Raw genomic sequence first — 17,443 nt, 5'->3', positions numbered from 1 at the left:
ACGATGGTGCGCACCGGCGCACGACACGGCCAGGACGCGGGACCCGCCGCCGAGGCGCTGCGGCTGGCCGGGGTCGGCAAGACCTACGGGAGCGCCGAGAACGCGGTCACCGCGCTGGACGGGGTGACGCTCGGCCTCGCCCGGGGCACGTTCACCGCCGTGATGGGACCGTCGGGCTCGGGCAAGTCGACGCTGCTGCGGTGCGCGGCGGGTCTGGAACGGCCGGACAGCGGGGTCGTCCGGGTGGACGGCACCGAGCTGACCGGCGGCACCGAGACGGAGCTGACCAAGTTCCGGCGCGGCCGGGTGGGGTTCGTGTTCCAGGAGTACAACCTGCTGGAGACGCTGACGGTGGCGCAGAACACCGTGCTGCCGCTGAAGCTGGCCGGGCGGCGGGTGGACCGCCGGCGGACCCGGGAGGTGCTCGCCTCGGTGGGGCTGGGCGACCGGCTCGGCCACCGCCCCGGCCAGTTGTCCGGCGGCCAGCGGCAGCGGGTGGCGATCGCGCGGGTCCTGGTCGCCGAACCCCGGGTGATCTTCGCGGACGAGCCGACGGGCGCGCTGGACACCCGCAGCGCCCGGCAGGTGCTGGGGCTGCTCCAGGACGCGGTGCGCTCGCAGGGGCGGACCGTGGTGATGGTGACCCACGACCCGGTCGCCGCGTCGTACGCCGACGCGGTGGTGTTCCTCGCCGACGGGCGGCTGGCGGGGCGGATGGACGCACCGACGCCGGACGCGGTCGCCGAGAGGCTGGCGCACCTGGGTGACGACGCCGCGGTGGGGGTGTGAGCCGTGTTCGTCCTCGCCCTGCGCTCGGTCCGGCACCGGCCCGGACGGTTCCTCGCCACGCTGCTCTCCGCCTTCCTCGGCGCGGCGGTCGTCATGACGTTCGCCGCGATGCACGACACGGCGGCGGGGGCCGGCGTCGACCCGGTGAGCGCGGAGACCCTCGGCACGTCGGCGAGTGTGGTCGGCGGCTACGGCACCCTGCTGGTGTTCTTCGCGGTCGCCTCGGCGCTGACGGTCGCGGTCCGGCAGCGGGCCGCCGAACTGGAGCTGCTGCGCTGCTCGGGGGCGACCCCGGGGCAGCTCCGGCGGATGGTGGTCGGCGAGGCGGTCGCCGTCGCGCTGGCCGGCGCGCTGCTGGCGATCGGCCCGGCGCTGCTCGGCGGCCGGGTGCTGCTGACGGTGTTCCAGGACAGCGGCCAGGTCGCCGGGGACGTGGAGTACGTCTTCGGTGCCCTCGCCCTGTCGTCCGGGGTGGGCAGCACGCTGCTCGCGGCGGCGGGCGCGGCCTTCCTCGCCCTGCGCCGGGTGAACCGGACCGGGGCCCGGCGGGCGCGGGCGCGGCGGCTCCCGGCGTACGCGGCACTGGCGGCGGGGGCGGCGAGCACCTGCTCGACGTTCGGGTTCTCCGCGACGGCCGAGGCGCTGATGGCGCCGCCCGCGTACGGGGCGATCCTGCTGTCGGTGGGCTGCGCGCTGCTGGCGCCGGGGCTGCTGACGAAGCTGCTGGGCCGACTGCCCCTGGACGGCGCCAGTGTCTGGCTCGCGGTGCGCAATCTGCGGCAGCGGGCCGGGCAGCTCGCCGGGGTGCTGATGTCGCTGACGCTGTTCACGGCGGTGGCCACGGCGACGCTGACCGTGCAGGCCGTGGAGAGCGACGCGGTCGCGGCCTCGGGCCGGGTGAAGTCGGTCGACGCCAAGAACCTGGAGACGCTGAACCTGACGGTCGTCGGGATCATCGCCGTCTTCGTCTGCGTGATGCTGGTCAACTCGCTGTACGCGGCGACCACGTACCGCTCCCGGGAGTTCGGGCAGCAGCGGCTCGCCGGGGCGACGCCCGGCCAGGTGCTCGGCACGGTCGGCGCGGAGGCTGTGCTGCTGACGGTGACGGGGGTGTTCTTCGGGACGCTGGCGGCGCTGGCGGGGGTGGTGCCGTTCACGGTGGTCCGCGCCGACGGGGTGCTGCCGGGGCAGTTCCTCGGCACCTGGGCCGCGGTGGCGTCGGTGGGCGCGGCGGTGACGCTGGGCACGAGCCTGGCGACGGCGCGCCACGTGCTGCGGACACCGGCGGTGGGGGCGGTGGCGCGGCCGGCCTGACCGGCCCGGGAGCCGCAGAGCACGGGGAACGGGAGCGTGCGGGGGACCTGGTCAGTGGTCCCCCGCACGCGTGTCCCACCGCTCGGGCGGCAGGGTGATCACCGTGGCGGTGCCCAGGGACCCGCCGGTGGGGAACGTACGGGTACGGGCGGAGCGGTCGGCGACCAGGGCGGCGCGTGCGGCCGGGCCGGGCTGGAGCCGGCCGTGCGCGAAGAGGACCAGGTGGACCGTGGTGCCCGGGGGCGGGGCCGCACGGCGGTACTGGGCGTAGGTGACCGCGTCGCAACTGGAGTACCAGCCGGCCTCCGGTTCGTAGCCGGTGACCAGCAGGCAGGGGCGGCCGGTGGCGGCGAGCCGCTGGGCGACCGGGACCGTGGACCGGGCCTGCGCGGTCGGGCCGGGCATCGCCCCGTGCGCCACCACCTGGGCGGTGCCGGGGACGGTCAGCGCGGCGAGCACGCCGGTCCCGGCCAGCAGCGGGCCGCCCCACCGCCCGGCGGAGCGCGGCAGCGCCTCGACGCCGAGCAGGGTGAGCAGCACCACCGGCAGGTAGACGAAGCGGGGCTCGCCGTCGGTGACCAGGCCGAGCACGACCAGGACCAGCACGGACGTCGCCGCGAGGAACACCCGGCGCGCGTCCCCGGGGTCCGCCGCTCCCCCGCCCCGGCGGCGCCGTACCGCGGCCAGGCCCGCGAGCAGTCCGGCCGCCATGACCACCGCGCCCAGGTCACCGGCGAGCCGGTACGGCAGGATCGCCGCGTAGTAGACGAGGCCGTCGCCGACGTAGGCGCGGTTGGCCTGGGCGGTGGCCCACCGGATCAGGCCGAGCGGGGAGCCGGTGACCTGGGCGGCGTACACGAAGTGCGGGACCAGGCCGGCCGCGAACACCCCGGCGGCGAGGGCGAGTCGGCGGCCCCGGACGCACCAGGCGCGCGGCCCGTAGGCGAACAGGGCGGCGAGGGCGATGGCCAGCAGGTTGCCCAGGCTGCCGTAGCGCAGGTAGAAGGCGGCGAGCGCGACGAGGGCCGCGCCGGGCGCCGCCCAGCGGGAGCGCGGCCGTTCCTGGACCCGGACCAGCAGCGCGACGACGAGCAGCAGCAGACCGGTGGCGCCGATGTCGTTGAGGAACTCCGGTGTCCGGCGCAGGAATCCGAGGCCGCCGAGGACCAGCAGGGCCACCAGGGCGCCCCGGCGCGGGGTGGTCCAGCGGGCGGCGGCCAGATAGGTCACGGCGAGGGTGAACAGGGTCAGCAGCAGCGCCACCGCGCGGAGCGCGCCGACGCCGTCGTGCACGGCCAGCGCCAGCCGGCCGAGCGCCGGGAGGCCGACCGGGCGGTAGGGGCCCCAGCCGGCGGCGGGCGTGCCGTCGGCCCAGGCGCGGGCCCGGTTGGCGTAGACGGCCTCCTCGTGGCCGAGGTACGGCTCGTGGTCCTGGAGGACGGCCCACACGGCGGCGGCGGTCACCAGCACGCCCGCCGCGTACGCCGGTCCGGGCACCCGGCGCAGCAGACGCACCGCCCCGGCGCCGGCACGGGGGGTCCCGGACGGCCGGGCGAGCCACCAGGCGGGGGCGGCGCCCAGCAGGAACGGCCACGGCTGCCACCCGGGGAGCAGCCCTCCCCCGCCCGCGATCAGCAGGACCTGCTGGGCGAACGCGGCGGCGGTGAGCGCGACGGCGACGGCCAGGGCGGTGCGGCGGGGGCCCCGTGCCTCCGGCGGAAGCTCCGGCGGCACGTCCCGAGCCGTCTCGACCGGCTCGGGACGTGCCGTCTCGACCGGCTCGGCCAGGCTGTTTGACATCCACGCTCCCCCTGATCATGCTTGTACTAATGAATTAATGAAAGCATGGAAGGTGACGTGGTCGAGTACCGGATCGACCGGCAGAGCGGCATCCCCGCCTATGTGCAGATCGTTCGGCAGACCGAACAGGCACTGCGGATGGGTGTGCTGCGGGTCGGGGACAAGCTGCCGACGGCCAGGGAGGTCGTCGCCGCCACCGCCATCAACCCCAACACCGTGTTCCGGGCCTACCGCGATCTGGAGCAGGCGGGGCTGGTCACCTCGCGGCGCGGTCTCGGCACCTTCGTGACGCGGTCGCTGGCGCGGCCCGGCGCGGAGGACGACTCGCCCCTGCGCGCGGACCTCGCCGCGTGGGTCGAGCGGGCCCGCGCGGCCGGGCTGGAACGGGACGACGTGCTGGCGTTGGTGACGGCGGCCCTGGACGCCTCGGACGAGGAACACACCGCCCAGAAGCAACGACCGCAACACAAGCAAGAACAGCAAGAACAGCAAGAACAGCAGCAACAGCAACAGGAGGACGCATGACCGGGCCAGACGAGCCCGCCGCGCTGAGCGCGACCGGGCTGGGCTTCCGGTACCGGGCGCGTGGCGGCTGGGCCCTGCGGGACTGCGGGTTCACGGTGCCCAGGGGCCGGATCACCGCGCTGGTCGGGCGCAACGGCGCGGGCAAGAGCACGCTGCTGCACCTGGCCGGCGGGCTGCTGCGTCCCGCCGAGGGCGAGATCCGCGCGCTGGACTCCGTACCGGGCACGGCCTCGGCCCGGTCCCGGGTCGCGCTGGTCACCCAGGACAAGCCGCTCTACCCCCGCTTCACCGTCGCCGACACCCTGCGCATGGGCGCCCGGCTCAACTCCCGCTGGGACCCGGCCGTGCCCGAGCGGGTGGTCCGCGAGGGCGGCATCGCCCCCGGCGCCCGCGTCGGCGAACTCTCCCCCGGGCAGCGCACCCGCGTGGCGCTCGCCCTCGCCCTCGGCAAGCGCCCCGAACTGCTCCTGCTGGACGAGCCCCTCGCGGACCTCGACCCGGTGGTGCGCGGCGAGGTGATGGCCACGCTGATGACCGAGGCGGCCGAACGGGAGCTGAGCATCGTGCTGTCCTCGCACGTCCTGCCCGAACTGGAGGAGACCTGCGACTGGGTGCTGCTCCTGCGGGACGGCCGGGTCGGGCTGAGCGAGGACACCGGCACGCTCCGCGAGGACCATCTGCTGGTCACCGGGCACGCCGACGGGGCGGCCGCGCTGGCCGGACACGACGTGGTGCACCGCCGGACGCACGGCCGGCAGCTCACCGCCCTGCTCCGGCCGCGCGGCCCGCTGGACGGGGACTGGCATGTGACCCACCCGGGCCTGGAGGAGATCCTGCTCGGCCATCTGCGCGGCGCCGAGGCGCTCGCCGGGGACCTGAAGGAGGCGGCGTGAAGGGCTCGTTGTGGCTGGCCTGGCGCCAGCAGCGGGTACTGGTCGGCTGCGGCGCGGCGGTCCTGGTGGCCGCCGCCGCGCTCGCCGCGCACTTCCGCTCCGGCATGCTGGACGCCCTGCGCGGCGGTCTGTTCGACCACTGCGCACCCGGCCCGCTGTACTGCACCCGGCCGTCCGACGGTCTGCCGATGTTCCTGGACATCGAGCCGCTGAAGCTGCTCGGGGCGCTCAACATCGCGCTGCCCGTTCTGATCGGCATGTTCTGGGGCGCGCCGCTGCTGGGCCGCGACCGCGAACTGGGCACCCACCGCATGGTCCTCGCCCAGGGCGTCAGCCGCGCCCAGTGGTTCACCTCCCGCCTGGCGCTGGCCGCGCTCGGCACGGTGGCCGTCTCCGGGACCCTTGCCTGGCTGTTCCACTGGTGGTGGGAGCCGGCCGCCGACCGCAGCTACGGTCTGTTCTGGTACGAGACCACCGCCCTGAGCGGCTCGGGACCGTCCACGGTCGCCGCCGCCCTGTTCGGCCTGGCCGTCGGCACCCTCGCCGGGCTGCTGGCCCGCCGGGTGCTCGCCGCGATGGCCTGGACCCTGTCGGTGACGGCGGCGACGGCATTCCTGGTGCAGTGGCTGCACCGCTCCCGGCTGCTGGTCCCGCCGCACCGCTACGTCAGCCAGGGCACCCGGCCCAAGCCGCCCATGGGCGACAAGTGGTCCACCGGGAACTACGGTCTGATCACCGCCTCCGGCCGCCGCGAACCGGTGCTCAACTGCCCCTATCCGTCGGGCCCCGAGCTGAAGGAGTGCATGGCCCGGCACGGCTATGTCGCCCGCTTCTACGAGGCCAACCCGGCCGGTGACTACTGGACCGTCCAGTGGTACGACACCGCCCTGCTCGGCGGCCTCGCCCTGGTGCTCACCGCCGCCACGGTCGTGCTGCTGCGCCGCCGCGTGTGAGCCCCGGCGCGCGTCCCGGGCGCGCGCCCCCCGTACCGCCTCCTGTGTGATCGCTCCGGCCGCTCCGCAAGTTTGGCCAGTTTTGGGGGTTTTGTCTGCTTAGCATGCAGGGTCCGCGTGCGCGGGCCGGCGTCAGCGCGGCGGCTCCTCGTGCCGTTCGCCACGGAACCGCCCGCGCCGCCCGCCCCGTACGAGAGGACCCCCGATGGCGCCTTTGGGCCGTCCCAGAGCACTGGCCGCGCATGCCTTCTCCCCGCACGACGCCGTGCTGAGCGCCGCCGCCCGGCACCTCGGCCGCCGGCGCTTCCTCACCGTCACCGCGGCCGCCGCCGCGCTCGCCTTCTCCACCAACCTGCCGGCCCGTGGTGCCGTGGCCGCCGAGATGGACGCCGCCCGGCTCACCGCCGACCCGTTCACCCTCGGCGTGGCCTCCGGCGATCCGCTGCCGGAGTCGGTGCTGCTGTGGACGCGTCTGGCGCCCGAGCCGTTCGAGGAGGACGGCGGCATGGGCCAGGAACGGGTGTCGGTGCAGTGGGAGGTGTCGCTGGACGAGTACTTCGCCCTCGTCGTCCGCCGGGGCACCGCGCTGGCGTACCCGGAGTACAGCCACAGCGTGCACGTCGACGTGCAGGGGCTGACGCCGGGCGTGACGTACTACTACCGGTTCCGGGCCGGGAGCTACATCAGCCCCGCCGGACGCACCCGCACCGCGCCCGCCGCCGACGCGGACCTGACGACGATGAAGCTGGGCGCCGTCGCCTGCCAGGCGTACCAGGACGGCTACTACACCGTCTACCGGCACCTCGCCCGGGAGGACGTCGACGTGGTGTTCCACCTCGGCGACTACCTGTACGAGTACGCGGTGAACTCGGCGGGCGGCGAGCGCGGCTACACCGACGTCACCCTGCCCGAGGTGTTCAACCGGGAGACCATGACCCTCGCCGACTACCGGCTGCGGTACTCCCTCTACAAGAGCGACAAGGACCTCCAGGCGGCGCACGCCGCCCATCCGTTCGTCGTCACCTGGGACGACCACGAGACCGAGAACAACTACGCCGGTTCGGTGCCCGAGAACGACCTGCCGCCGTCGGAGTTCCTGCTCCGGCGGGCCGCCGCCTACCGGGCCTACTGGGAGAACCAGCCGCTGCGCTCCGCCCAACTCCCGCAGGGCCCCGACGCGCTGCTGTACCGGCGGCTGCAGTGGGGCACGCTCGCCCAGTTCGACGTGCTGGACACCCGCCAGTACCGCTCCGACCAGGCGTACGACGACCGGCCGCACGCCCCCGGGCCCGAGTCGGACGACCCGGCGCGCACCCTGACCGGGGCCGAGCAGGAGAAGTGGCTGCTCGACGGCTGGCAGGCGTCCGACGCGCTGTGGAACGTGACGGCGCAGCAGGTGTGCTTCTCCCAGCGCCGGTTCGGGCTGACCGCCGACGCCCCGCTGTCCATGGACGCCTGGGACGGCTACCGGGCCTCCCGCAACCGGGTGGTCGCCGGTGCCAAGGCCGCCGGGCTGGAGAACTGGCTGATCCTCACCGGGGACGTGCACGTGGCCTACGCCTTCGACGTCAAGGACGACTTCGACAACCCCGACTCCAGGACCCTCGGCACCGAACTGGCCTGCTCCTCGGTCTCCAGCGGCAAGGACGGCGTGGAACGGCCGGACAGTTGGGAGACCCAGATGAAGGCCAACCCGCACATGAAGTTCTACGACGGCCGGCGCGGCTTCGCCCGGGTCACGATCGGCACCGAGTCGGCCCGGATCGACTTCAAGACGGTCTCGGTCATCTCCACGCCCGGCGCTCCCCTCACCACCGCCGCCTCCTTCGTCACCGAGGTCGGCGACCAGGGCATGAAGCCGGCCTGAGCCGTCGCGGTGCCCGCGTACTGCACTTGGCACCGGTCGACGTCCCCCAAAGCGCGAAAGACACCCCGGCAGGGCATCAGGGCGGGGCGTTCCGGCTAGGGCTAGGTCTCTCCCCTCGACCCAAGGAGGCACATCGCATGATGGCCGGCAGACATGCCACGCGCGGCTCGCACGCGGCCCTCACCACGCTCGGCGCGCTCGTCCTGACCGCCGTTCCGGCGGCCGCGTCGGCCGCGCCGCCGCCCGCGCCCGGGCCGCTGCCCACCGCCGCGCAGACCCTCGGCGCCGACCGGCCCTCGGCCGAGGTGCTGCGGGCCCTCCAGCGCGACCTGCAACTGACGCCGGAGCAGGCGTCGGCGAAGCTGGTCAACGAGGCCGAGGCGGGCACCCGCGCCGGGCAGTTGCGCAACACCCTGGGCCCGCGCTTCGCCGGTGCCTGGGTGAGCGGCACCACCTCGGCGCGGCTCACCATCGCCACCACCGACGCCTCGCAGGTGGCCGCCATCCGGGCGCAGGGCGCGGAGGCGGTGGTGGTGAAGAAGACGCTGGCGGAGCTGCGGGCCGTCAAGGAGAAGCTGGACACCGCCGCGCGGCGGGCGGCCACCCCCGAGACACCGGTGTGGTACGTCGACGTGCCGTCGAACCGGGTCGTCGTCCAGGCCACCAGCGAGCAGGCCGGCGCCGCGTTCCTGCGCGGCGCGGGGGTGCGGCCCCAGGACGCGGGGGTACGGGTGTCGGCGGACCGGCCCCGGCCGCTGGCGGAGGTGGTGGGCGGTGACGCGTACTACATCGACGACAAGGCCCGCTGCTCGATCGGCTTCTCCGTCACCAAGGAGCAGCGGCAGGGCTTCGTGTCGGCCGGTCACTGCGGCAAGCCGGGGGCGAAGACCACCGGCTCGGACAAGGCGGCGCAGGGCACCTTCCAGGCGTCCACCTTCCCGGAGAAGGACATGTCGTGGGTGGAGGTGAACGCCGACTGGACCGCCACCGCCGACGTCAAGGGCGAGAAGGAGCAGAAGGTGGCGGTGGCCGGTTCGGTGCAGGCGCTGGTCGGGGCGTCGGTGTGCCGGTCCGGGTCGACCACCGGCTGGCACTGCGGCACCATCGAGCAGCACGACACCAGCGTGAGTTACGCGGAGGGCACGGTGAACGGCCTGACGCAGACCACGGTGTGCGCCGAGCCCGGTGACTCGGGCGGCCCGTACCTGGCCGGTGCGCAGGCGCAGGGGGTGACCTCGGGCGGTTCGGGTGACTGCACCAGCGGCGGGACCACCTTCTTCCAGCCGGTCAACCCGATGCTGAAGGAGTTCGCCGTGACCTTGAAGACGTCCTCCGGGCAGAGCGCCCCGGCGGCCCCCGGGGAGCAGGGCGCGGCGGACGCCTGGTCGGCCGGCCGGGTCTACGACGCGGGTGCCACGGTGACCCGCTCGGGCGTGCGCTACCAGTGTCTGCAGGACCACCAGGCGCAGCCCTCCTGGTCGCCGGAGGGCACTCCGGCGCTGTGGCAGCGGCTGTGACCCGCTGACCCCGTTTTCCGGTGCGGGCCGGGCCCGCACCGGAAAGCGGGGTCAGTCCTCGGCGAGGAGGGCGTAGGCGGCGGCCACGAACGGGTCGCGGGAGCGGAAGCGGCGGGTGCAGACGGCGGCGAGCGCGGTGCCGGTGTCCGGGCGGAAGCCCAGGAACGCCTGCTGGCCGAGGGTGGCGCCGGAGTGGAAGTACAGCGGCCCGCCGTCGGTGGGGTGCCGGAACCAGGCCACCGTGTGCACGTGCCGGTGGTCCAGGCCCCGGCGCAGTACGGGCACCTGGACGGCCCGGAGCGCCGCGGCGGCCGGGGAGCCGTCCGGGTCGAGGTGGGCTTCGAGGAAGGTCAGCAGGTCGTGCGGGGTGGCGCGGACGGCCCCCGCCGCCTGGAACCCGCCGGCGTCGAACGGGGGGACGGGGGTGCGGCCGTCCTTGCCGTGGCCGGCGGCGTCCGTCGCGGCGTCCGCGGGGCGCAGTCCGGTGCCGTGCAGGCCGAGCGGGCGCAGCACGCGGTCGGTGAGCAGGTCCTCCCAGGCGGTGCCGGTGACGGCGGCCACGGCGTGGCCGAGGACAGCGACGCCGAAGTTGGAGTAGTGCCAGCGGGTGCCGGGGCGGTGCCGGGGGCGGTACCGCAGGAAGGCGTCGGCCACCCGCCCGGCCGGGTAGCGGCCGTAGGGGTTGGTGTTCCAGACCGGCAGGGCGCGGCGGCGGAAGCCGGGCGGCAGGGCGGGCAGTCCGGCGGTGTGGGTGATCAGGTGGGCCAGGGTCACCGGGTGCGGCCCGGCCTCGCGGGCCGGGTCCAGGCAGGTGACGGCGGGTTCGCCGCCGGTGAGCGCGCCGTCCTGGATGAGCCGGGCCAGCAGCAGCCCGGTGAACGTCTTGGTGGCGGACCCGATCTCGTAGCGCAGGTCCTCGCGGGCGGCGCCGGGGGGCGGGGCGGTGCCGCCGGAGCACAGGACGCGGCGGCCGTGGCGGGACATGGCGAAGACCGCGTCGGGCGCGTCGGCGGCCTCGACGGCGGCGGCGAGCCGCTCGGCCGGCTCCGGACCGTGGTCCGCACCCTGGGGTGCGGGGGCGCGGGGTTCGCCGGCGGGGGCGCCGGGCCACAGCAGGACGCCGCTCATGAGGGCGTGTGCGCCAGCTCGGTGAGGGAGCGCGAGGTGGCCAGCACGGAGGCGTACGCGGCCACCAGCGTCGGGTGGTACACCACGTCGAACACCTCGTCCGGGTCGCCCTCGGGCATCTCGTGCACGGCGGGCATGGCCCCGTCGGGCTGCTGGGCGGCGGCGAACCCCTCCCAGGCCCGCTGGTCCAGGGTGGGCTCGGGCAGGCAGGCGTCCACCACGAGGAGTTCGCCGAGCAGGTCCCAGCGGCGCAGGTCCAGCCAGTCGTCGATCCAGACCGGCAGCCAGGTGGCGAGGTAGTCGGCGACCCGGGGCGGCAGCCCGTCGGGGCGCTCGCCCCAGTCGGTGAGGTGGAACACCGCGTGGGTGACGTCGTAGGCGATGTGGCCCTCGACGGTCCAGGGTTCGGGGGTGCGGGCCAGCCAGGTGGCGGCGAACGCCTCCGGCTCGGGCGGGCGGGGGGTGAGGCCGAAGCGGCGCTGGAACGCGGAGAGGCCCAGTCTGCGGGTGGGGGCCACCTCGAAGGAGACCCAGCTCTCCAGACGGTGGTTGAGGGCGGCGGCGCGTTCCACCTCGGGCTGGCTGTAGCCGAGTTCCTTGAACGCCAGGTACACCTCGAACGGGATCGGTGAGATCGGTTCGGTGCGCTGGCCGAGGACCAGCATCCGGCCGCCGTCCAGGGTCTCCCGCCAGGCGTGGTCCAGCAGCCTGCGGGCCAGGTCGGCCTGCCGGGAGCCGGCCACGCCCTCGCGGAACAGCACCTTGCAGATCATGGCCAGTTCGCCGACCGGCTTGAAGCGCTCCAGGAACCCCACCTCGGGGTCCACGTCGGGCTCCAGCCGGAAGCCGTCGCGGTGCGCCCACAGCCACTCCATGGCGCGGGTCCCGACGGTGTGCATCAGGCGCGTGGCGGTCATCCGAGGACTCCTTGTCCGCCGTACCGGTGGTCGGTGAGGGCCGCCGCGAAGACGGCCATCAGGGTCGAGTGGTAGCTGTACGCGAACCCCTCGCCCTCGAAGGCCGCCTCCTCGGGCAGTGCTCCCGAGGGCCGCTGGGCCGCCGCGAGGCGCCGCCACGCCTCCTGGAGCAGCGGCGGGCCGGCGGTGCCGGGGACGCTCGCGGCGACGGCGAGCAGTTCGCAGGCCAGGTCCCACTGGCCGGCCTCCAGGCAGGTGTCGATCCAGGGCGGCAGCCAGTGCGCCAGATAGGCGGTGAGGCGGCCGGGGACGCCGGCCTCTTCGGCGCGGCCCCAGTCGGTGAGGTGGAAGACGACGTGGGTGAGCGCGTAGCCGGAGGCCCGTTCGAAGGTCCAGGGTTCGGGCAGTCCGCCGAGCCAGGTGCCGTCCAGGACCGCGGTGGCCGGTTCGGGCCGGGCGATGCCGCCGTGCCGTTCGGCGCAGAGCACGCCGAGCCGCCGGGTGGGGTCCTGTTCGGTGCGCCGCCAGCCCCGGGTACGGGCCACGGTGGCCGCGGCCGTCTCGTAGCCGGGGTGCCGCAGGCCGCCGGCGGCGAAGGCCGCGTAGACCTCCAACGGGTAGGTGGCGAAGGGTTCCTGGCGTTGCAGGGTCAGGAACAGCTCGCCCAGGTCGGTCTCCCGCCAGGCGAAGGCGAGCAGCTCGGCGGCGCGGCCGTGCAGCGGGTCGGCCGGGTCGGTGCGCCGGGTCAGGGTGGCGCAGACCTGGGCGAGTTCGCCGAGCGGCTTCCAGGTGCGGTCGACCTCGCCGTGGAGGGCGAGCGCGTCCTCGCCGAGCGCGAACGCGCCGCGGTGCGCCCAGATCCAGTCCAGGGCCGCGTCCGCCACCTCCCGGACGCCCCGGACGCCGACGGCGGTCACACGAGTGCCCCGACGCGCAGATGGCGGGCGGCCCGTACCTGGAGGTCGACCAATGGGTCGCCGCCGCCCATGAGTTCCACGAAGTCCAGGCCGGTGTCCAGGCCGAGGGTGTCGGGGACGCCGTCCAGGACGGTCAGCCAGCGGGCCGCGCCGGCCGCCTGGGCCCAGTCCCGGCGGCGTACCGCGCGGACGAAGCCGCGGGCGACGTCGACCGGCCGGTGCCGGGCCGCGCGGCCCACCGCGCTGTCCTCGCCGGGCAGGGCGAGGGGGGCCAGGATCGCGAGCTGGTGGGTGAGGGTCCGCCAGTCGGCCGTGTCGAGCCAGTCGGCGGCGGGTTCGGGGGCCGGTACGGCCTCGCCGGGCGCCAGTCGCCGCAGGGCGCGGGTCATCGCCCAGTGGCTCCAGGCCACGGTGGGGGCGGCGTCCGCGCGGGGCGGGTAGGTCTCCACCGCCCGCCGCAGCAGGGCGAGTTCGGCGGGGTCGGGGCGGGTGCCGAGCAGCACGTGCGGCAGCACGTAGTCGGCGCCGAGGACCCGTACCGCGGCCGGCGCCAGGCCGTCGGCCGCGAACGCGGCCGACGGCAGGTCACCGGCCGGACCGTGGCCCCCGCTCCGGAGAGCGGAGGCCACGCCGGCAGCCAGGTCCTGCACCGCGCCCTTCAGCAGGGTCGAAGTGCCTGACTGTTCCATTCAGGTGCTCCCGTCGAGCCGGTCAGCCCTTCTTCGGACGCGGGGTGGGCGGCGACAGCAGGACTCCGCCCTGTCCGCCGGCCAGAGCCAGTGCCGCGCACTGCCGGCTGTCGCGGTAGACGCCCTCCGCCTCGGCGGGGTCGAGAGCCGCGTCTACGTCGATGTCCTGGATGCGGGCCACTTCTTCCATGACCGTTTCCTTGGAAGGCATGTCACCATCTCCCTCTGATTTGGCCGGTAGCCTTCACCGACACAGGTGTCCGGTCAGTCACAAAACATGCCTAACTTCTCAGAATTCTCTGAAGGTAAGTTTTTCAACATAATCGGGCATACCGGACAGGGGGTGGGGCGGCGGTGGGCGGCGGGGCCGCGTCCGGTGCCTGGGGGCGCCGGGACCGGCGGGTGTCCCCGCACCCGGTGGTGGAACCCGGGGCGGACCAGGCTCGTCCGACGGCCGGACGAGGACGCATCCGACACCGGGAGGCCACCGTGACCCGCACCCCGCAGGACGTGCACGACCAGCTCCGTACCGAGGTGGCGGGCCGGGCCGACGCCCTGTGGGAGGTGGCCTCGCGCCTGCACGCCGATCCCGAGTACGCCTTCGCCGAGCACCGGGCGGCGGCGCTGCTCGCCGGGGAGCTGGAGCGCGCCGGCTTCGACGTGCGGCGCCCGGTCGCCGGGCTGGAGACGGCGTTCGTGGCGCGGTCCGGCACCGGGCGGCCCGCCGTGGCCCTGCTGCTGGAGTACGACGCCCTGCCGGGCCTCGGGCACGCCTGCGGCCACAACCTCATCGCGGCGGCGGGCCTGGGCGCGGCCCTCGCCCTGCGCGAGGTGCTGGACGGCACCCCGGGCGCCGTCCTGGCGGTGGGCACACCGGCCGAGGAGGGCGGCGGCGGCAAGGCGGTCGAGGCGGAGGCCGGGGTCTTCGACGAGGTGGACGCGGCGCTGATGTTCCACCCGGGCGTGCACGACTGGCGGTGGGCGCCGCTGATCGCGCAGGTGCAGTACCGGGTGGCCTTCCACGGGCGGGCCGCGCATCCGACGGGCAACCCGGCGGAGGGCGTCGACGCCCTCGCCGCCCTGGTGGAGCTGTTCAACGTGCTGAACGTGCTGGGGCGGAGGCTGCCGGATGCGTCGCACGTGCAGGGCATCGTCACGCACGGCGGGACGGCCACCAACATCGTGCCGGAGTACGCGGAGGGGCTGTTCGGGCTGCGGGCGGCGACCACGGGGGCGCTGGACGAGCTGACCGGGCGCCTGCGGGAGTGTGCCGAGGGGGTCGCGCGGGCGACCGGGACGCGGGCGGAGGTGACCCGGGCGACGGTCCGCTACGACCACTTCCGGGACAGCGCGGTGCTCTCCGACCGGTTCGCCGCGCACCTGTCCCGGGCGGGCATCACGTTGACGGCGCCCGCGCCGGGGGTGTATCTCGGCTCCTCGGACATCGGCAACGTCAGCGCGCGGGTGCCCGCGATCCACCCCTTCGTGGCGATCATGGACGAGGACGGCTCCGACCACACCCCCGAGTTCGCCGCGGCCGCCGCCTCGGAACGGGCCCGCGCGGTCCTGCCGGCCGTGACGCAGGCGCTGGCGTGCACCGCCGCGGACGTACTGCTCCACGCGGACCTGCGCGCACGGGCGTGGGCGGGGCACGGGGCGGCTTGAGGGGTCAGGGCTCCTCGGTGACCACGGTGAGCAGGTCGTCCTGCTCGGCCAGCGCGTCCAGGGAGAGCGTGCGGTAGCCGACCCGTTCGAACTGGACGGTGATCCGGTCGCCGTCCTCGCTCAGCACCATGCCCTCGCCCCACTCGCGGTGCCGCACACGGGCCCCCACGGGATAGGCGGAGGCCGCGGGGTGCTCGGCCCGCGGGGACGCGTCCTCGTCCTCCCGGGCGTCGCAGCCGTCGCAGTTGCCGCACGGGGGCTCGTACTCCTCGCCGAAGTAGCCCAGCAGGAACCGGCGCCGGCACCCGGTGGTCTCGGCGTAGGCCCGGGCCATGTCGACCCGGGTGCGGTCGGTGACGCGGTGCGCCTCGGCGGCCTCCTCGGCCCGTTCCGCGGCGGCCTCCGGCGGGGTGTCCTGGTCCGGGCGGACCTCGCCGTCCGCGCCGGTGGCGACGGCCCTGGCCTCCTCCAGCAGGTTCACGGCGGTGGTGACGCGGTTGCGGGACAGTCCGGTCTCGCGGCGCAGCGCGTCCAGGTCGGCGGGGTCGTCCTCGTGGTCGCGTACGGCGTCGGCGACCTCGGTGAGGGTGTCGTGGCCCGGGGTGCGGCCGGCGAACCAGTACTGCATGCCGGTGTCCTCGGGGCGGTGGTGCAGCACCGCGAGGGCCGGTTCGCCGTCCCGGCCGCAGCGGCCGATCTCTTGGTAGTAGGCGTCCAGTGAGCCCGGCAGCGAGGCGTGCAGCACGAACCGTACGTCCTCCTTGTCGATGCCCATCCCGAACGCCGAGGTGGCCACCACCACGTCGGTGCGGCCGGCGAGGAAGGCGTCGTGGACCCGGGCGCGCTCGGCGCCGGGCAGCCCGGCGTGGTAGGCGACGGCGGTCAGTCCGAGGGCGGCGAGCTGCTCGGCGTACTCCTCGGTCTCCTTGCGGGTGGCGGCGTAGACGATGCCGGGCTTGGGCTCGGCGGCGGCGCGTTCGACGAGCGCGCGGCGCCGGTCGTCCTCGTCGAGGAAGCGGCGGGCCTCCAGCCGGATGTTGGGCCGGTCGAAGCTGGTGACGGTCAGCCGGGGCCGGTCCATGCCGAGGCGGGCGACGATCTCCTCGCGGACGGGCGGGGCGGCGGTCGCGGTCAGGGCGAGCAGCGGGGGGCGGCCGACCCGGCGTACGGCCTGTTCCAGGCGGAGGTAGTCGGGCCGGAAGTCGTGCCCCCAGGAGGCGACGCACTGGGCCTCGTCCACGACGAACAGGGCGGGTGCGGCGGCGGCCAGCTCGTCGACCACCTCGTCCTTGGCCAGTTGTTCGGGCGACAGGTACAGGAACCGGGCCGCGCCCGAGCGCACCGCCTCCCACGCGGCCTCGGCGCCGGCCGCCGTGAGGGTGGAGTTCACGGCGACGGCGCCGGGCGCGTCCTCGCCCTCGGGCAGGCCGGCGATCTGGTCGCGCTGGAGCGCCAGCAGCGGCGACACGACGACCACCGGGCCGTCCAGCAGTACCCCGGGGACCTGGTAGACGGCCGACTTGCCGGACCCGGTCGGCATCACGACGAGGGTGTCGCGGCCGTCCAGCACGGCCTCCATGGCCTGGAGCTGCTCGGCGGTGAGCCGCTCCCACCCGAACACCTCGGCGGCGGTTCGCCGCAGACGCCCGGCGGGGTCGTCCGCCGTCCGGTGGTTTCCGGTCATGTCTCCGCTCCCTGGTCGCACGGTGGGCGGGCTGAGTACCCGGCCCGGCCCGGCACAGTCGCCGGGTGCCCGCTACGCCCGGCGCAGCCGCCACACGTGGTCGTCGCGGTGCCCGGCCGTGCCGTCCGGGGCGGCGGAGGCCCGGCGGACGGTCTCCCGGGTCTCCACCGTCCACTCCCCCTCGGCGAGCCCGAGGTCGTCGAGGACACCGTCCAGCGTGGGGAACTCCGCGTCGAACGGCGGCTGGGTCTGCCAGGACGGCCAGCCCGCGTGCAGCACGATCAGCAGGGTGCCGCCGGCCGCGACCGCGTCGGCCGCCCGGCGCAGCACCCGCCGCAGGTCGAGGGCGACCGGGGACTGCAGGTAGTGCGCGCTGACCAGGTCGAAGGAGCCCTCGGGGAAGGTCACGCCCAGTTCGTGGCGCTCCCATGAGACGCGGTCGCCGACGCCCGCCTCGGCGGCGTGCCGGGCGGCGCGCTCCAGCGCGGTGGCGGAGATGTCGACGCCGGTGACCCGCCAGCCCCGCCCGGCCAGCCACACCGCGTCGCCGCCCTCCCCGCAGCCGAGGTCCAGGGCGGTGCCGGGGGCGAGGCCGGCCGCCTCGCGCACCAGCAGCTCGTTCGGGCGGCCGCTCCACACCCGCCCCGCGTCGCGGTACCGGGCCTCCCAGTACTCGGCGGGCTGGTCCGGCAAGGACGTACGGCTCATGCTGCCTCCTGACGACGGCGGAACGGGACGGAACGTGAGGGAACGGGCATCGGGCGATCCCCGCTTCCACACCCCGC

At 75.3% G+C, this 17,443-nt stretch carries 15 protein-coding genes and 1 pseudogene; 8 read left to right on the top strand and 8 right to left on the bottom strand.

What is annotated here, in order from left to right:
• Window positions 1-3 precede the first annotated feature (3 nt).
• On the top strand, window positions 4-789 hold the full coding sequence (locus IE316_RS12515; protein ID WP_190204635.1) for an ABC transporter ATP-binding protein: 786 nt from the start codon (window positions 4-6) through the stop codon (window positions 787-789).
• 3 nt (window positions 790-792) lie between these two features.
• A complete protein-coding gene (locus IE316_RS12510) occupies window positions 793-2,103 on the top strand; it encodes an FtsX-like permease family protein (protein ID WP_190204329.1) in 1,311 nt (436 codons plus the stop codon).
• Between the two features lie 51 nt (window positions 2,104-2,154).
• On the opposite strand, the gene IE316_RS12505 is transcribed toward IE316_RS12510, so the two are convergent.
• On the bottom strand, window positions 2,155-3,903 hold the full coding sequence (locus IE316_RS12505) for a glycosyltransferase (protein WP_190204328.1): 1,749 nt from the start codon (window positions 3,901-3,903) through the stop codon (window positions 2,155-2,157).
• A gap of 45 nt (window positions 3,904-3,948) precedes the next feature.
• On the opposite strand from IE316_RS12505, the gene IE316_RS12500 reads away from it, so the two are divergent.
• From IE316_RS12500 to IE316_RS12480, 5 genes and pseudogenes are all read left to right on the top strand, one after another.
• Window positions 3,949-4,428, top strand: a complete 480-nt coding sequence (locus tag IE316_RS12500; protein WP_190204327.1) for a GntR family transcriptional regulator — start codon at window positions 3,949-3,951, stop codon at window positions 4,426-4,428.
• Window positions 4,425-4,925 (top strand): annotated as a pseudogene (locus IE316_RS36390) (ATP-binding cassette domain-containing protein); the annotation flags it as partial. The gene IE316_RS12500 and the pseudogene IE316_RS36390, both read left to right, overlap by 4 nt.
• 392 nt (window positions 4,926-5,317) lie before the next feature.
• Window positions 5,318-6,274, top strand: coding sequence for an ABC-2 membrane transporter-related protein (locus IE316_RS12490; RefSeq protein ID WP_190204325.1), 957 nt, complete (start codon window positions 5,318-5,320; stop codon window positions 6,272-6,274).
• A gap of 205 nt (window positions 6,275-6,479) precedes the next feature.
• Window positions 6,480-8,141, top strand: coding sequence for an alkaline phosphatase D family protein (locus IE316_RS12485; protein ID WP_190204324.1), 1,662 nt, complete (start codon window positions 6,480-6,482; stop codon window positions 8,139-8,141).
• Between the two features lie 140 nt (window positions 8,142-8,281).
• Window positions 8,282-9,658, top strand: a complete 1,377-nt coding sequence (locus IE316_RS12480; RefSeq protein WP_190204634.1) for an alpha-lytic protease prodomain-containing protein — start codon at window positions 8,282-8,284, stop codon at window positions 9,656-9,658.
• Between the two features lie 51 nt (window positions 9,659-9,709).
• On the opposite strand, the gene IE316_RS12475 is transcribed toward IE316_RS12480, so the two are convergent.
• Genes IE316_RS12475 through IE316_RS12455 form a run of 5 tightly spaced genes read right to left on the bottom strand, consistent with a single transcriptional unit; the run spans window position 9,710 to window position 13,520 of the window.
• Window positions 9,710-10,786: a serine hydrolase domain-containing protein gene (locus IE316_RS12475; protein ID WP_190204323.1), complete on the bottom strand. Its 1,077-nt coding sequence runs from the start codon at window positions 10,784-10,786 to the stop codon at window positions 9,710-9,712.
• Window positions 10,783-11,703 carry a DUF6895 family protein gene (locus IE316_RS12470; protein WP_190204322.1) on the bottom strand — a complete coding sequence of 307 codons (921 nt, stop codon included), beginning with the start codon at window positions 11,701-11,703 and terminating at the stop codon, window positions 10,783-10,785. Before IE316_RS12470 ends, IE316_RS12475 begins: the two co-directional genes overlap by 4 nt.
• Window positions 11,700-12,620, bottom strand: a complete 921-nt coding sequence (locus IE316_RS12465) for a DUF6895 family protein (RefSeq protein ID WP_190204321.1) — start codon at window positions 12,618-12,620, stop codon at window positions 11,700-11,702. Before IE316_RS12465 ends, IE316_RS12470 begins: the two co-directional genes overlap by 4 nt.
• A complete protein-coding gene (locus tag IE316_RS12460) occupies window positions 12,617-13,309 on the bottom strand; it encodes a hypothetical protein (protein ID WP_190204320.1) in 693 nt (230 codons plus the stop codon). The genes IE316_RS12465 and IE316_RS12460 overlap by 4 nt, the downstream gene beginning before the upstream one ends.
• A 22-nt stretch (window positions 13,310-13,331) precedes the next feature.
• Window positions 13,332-13,520: a hypothetical protein gene (locus IE316_RS12455; RefSeq protein ID WP_190204319.1), complete on the bottom strand. Its 189-nt coding sequence runs from the start codon at window positions 13,518-13,520 to the stop codon at window positions 13,332-13,334.
• A 278-nt stretch (window positions 13,521-13,798) separates the two neighbouring features.
• Here IE316_RS12455 and IE316_RS12450 point away from each other — a divergent pair, with 278 nt between their 5' ends.
• Window positions 13,799-14,974, top strand: a complete 1,176-nt coding sequence (locus IE316_RS12450; RefSeq protein WP_190204318.1) for an amidohydrolase — start codon at window positions 13,799-13,801, stop codon at window positions 14,972-14,974.
• Between the two features lie 4 nt (window positions 14,975-14,978).
• Here IE316_RS12450 and IE316_RS12445 read toward each other — a convergent pair whose 3' ends face one another.
• Entirely contained in the window at window positions 14,979-16,658 is a 1,680-nt protein-coding gene (locus tag IE316_RS12445; protein ID WP_190204317.1) for a RecQ family ATP-dependent DNA helicase, read from the bottom strand.
• 72 nt (window positions 16,659-16,730) lie between these two features.
• The gene (locus IE316_RS12440) at window positions 16,731-17,366 is read right to left on the bottom strand and encodes a class I SAM-dependent methyltransferase (RefSeq protein WP_190204316.1); all 636 of its coding nucleotides are present in this window, start codon (window positions 17,364-17,366) and stop codon (window positions 16,731-16,733) included.
• Window positions 17,367-17,443: the final 77 nt, after the last annotated feature.

The sequence above is a fragment of the Streptomyces fumanus genome, assembly GCF_014655295.1.
GTDB classification, from domain to species: Bacteria; Actinomycetota; Actinomycetes; order Streptomycetales; family Streptomycetaceae; genus Streptomyces; species Streptomyces fumanus.
Note: the sequence above shows the minus strand (reverse complement) of the source record. Positions and strands in the feature narration are given on the sequence as shown.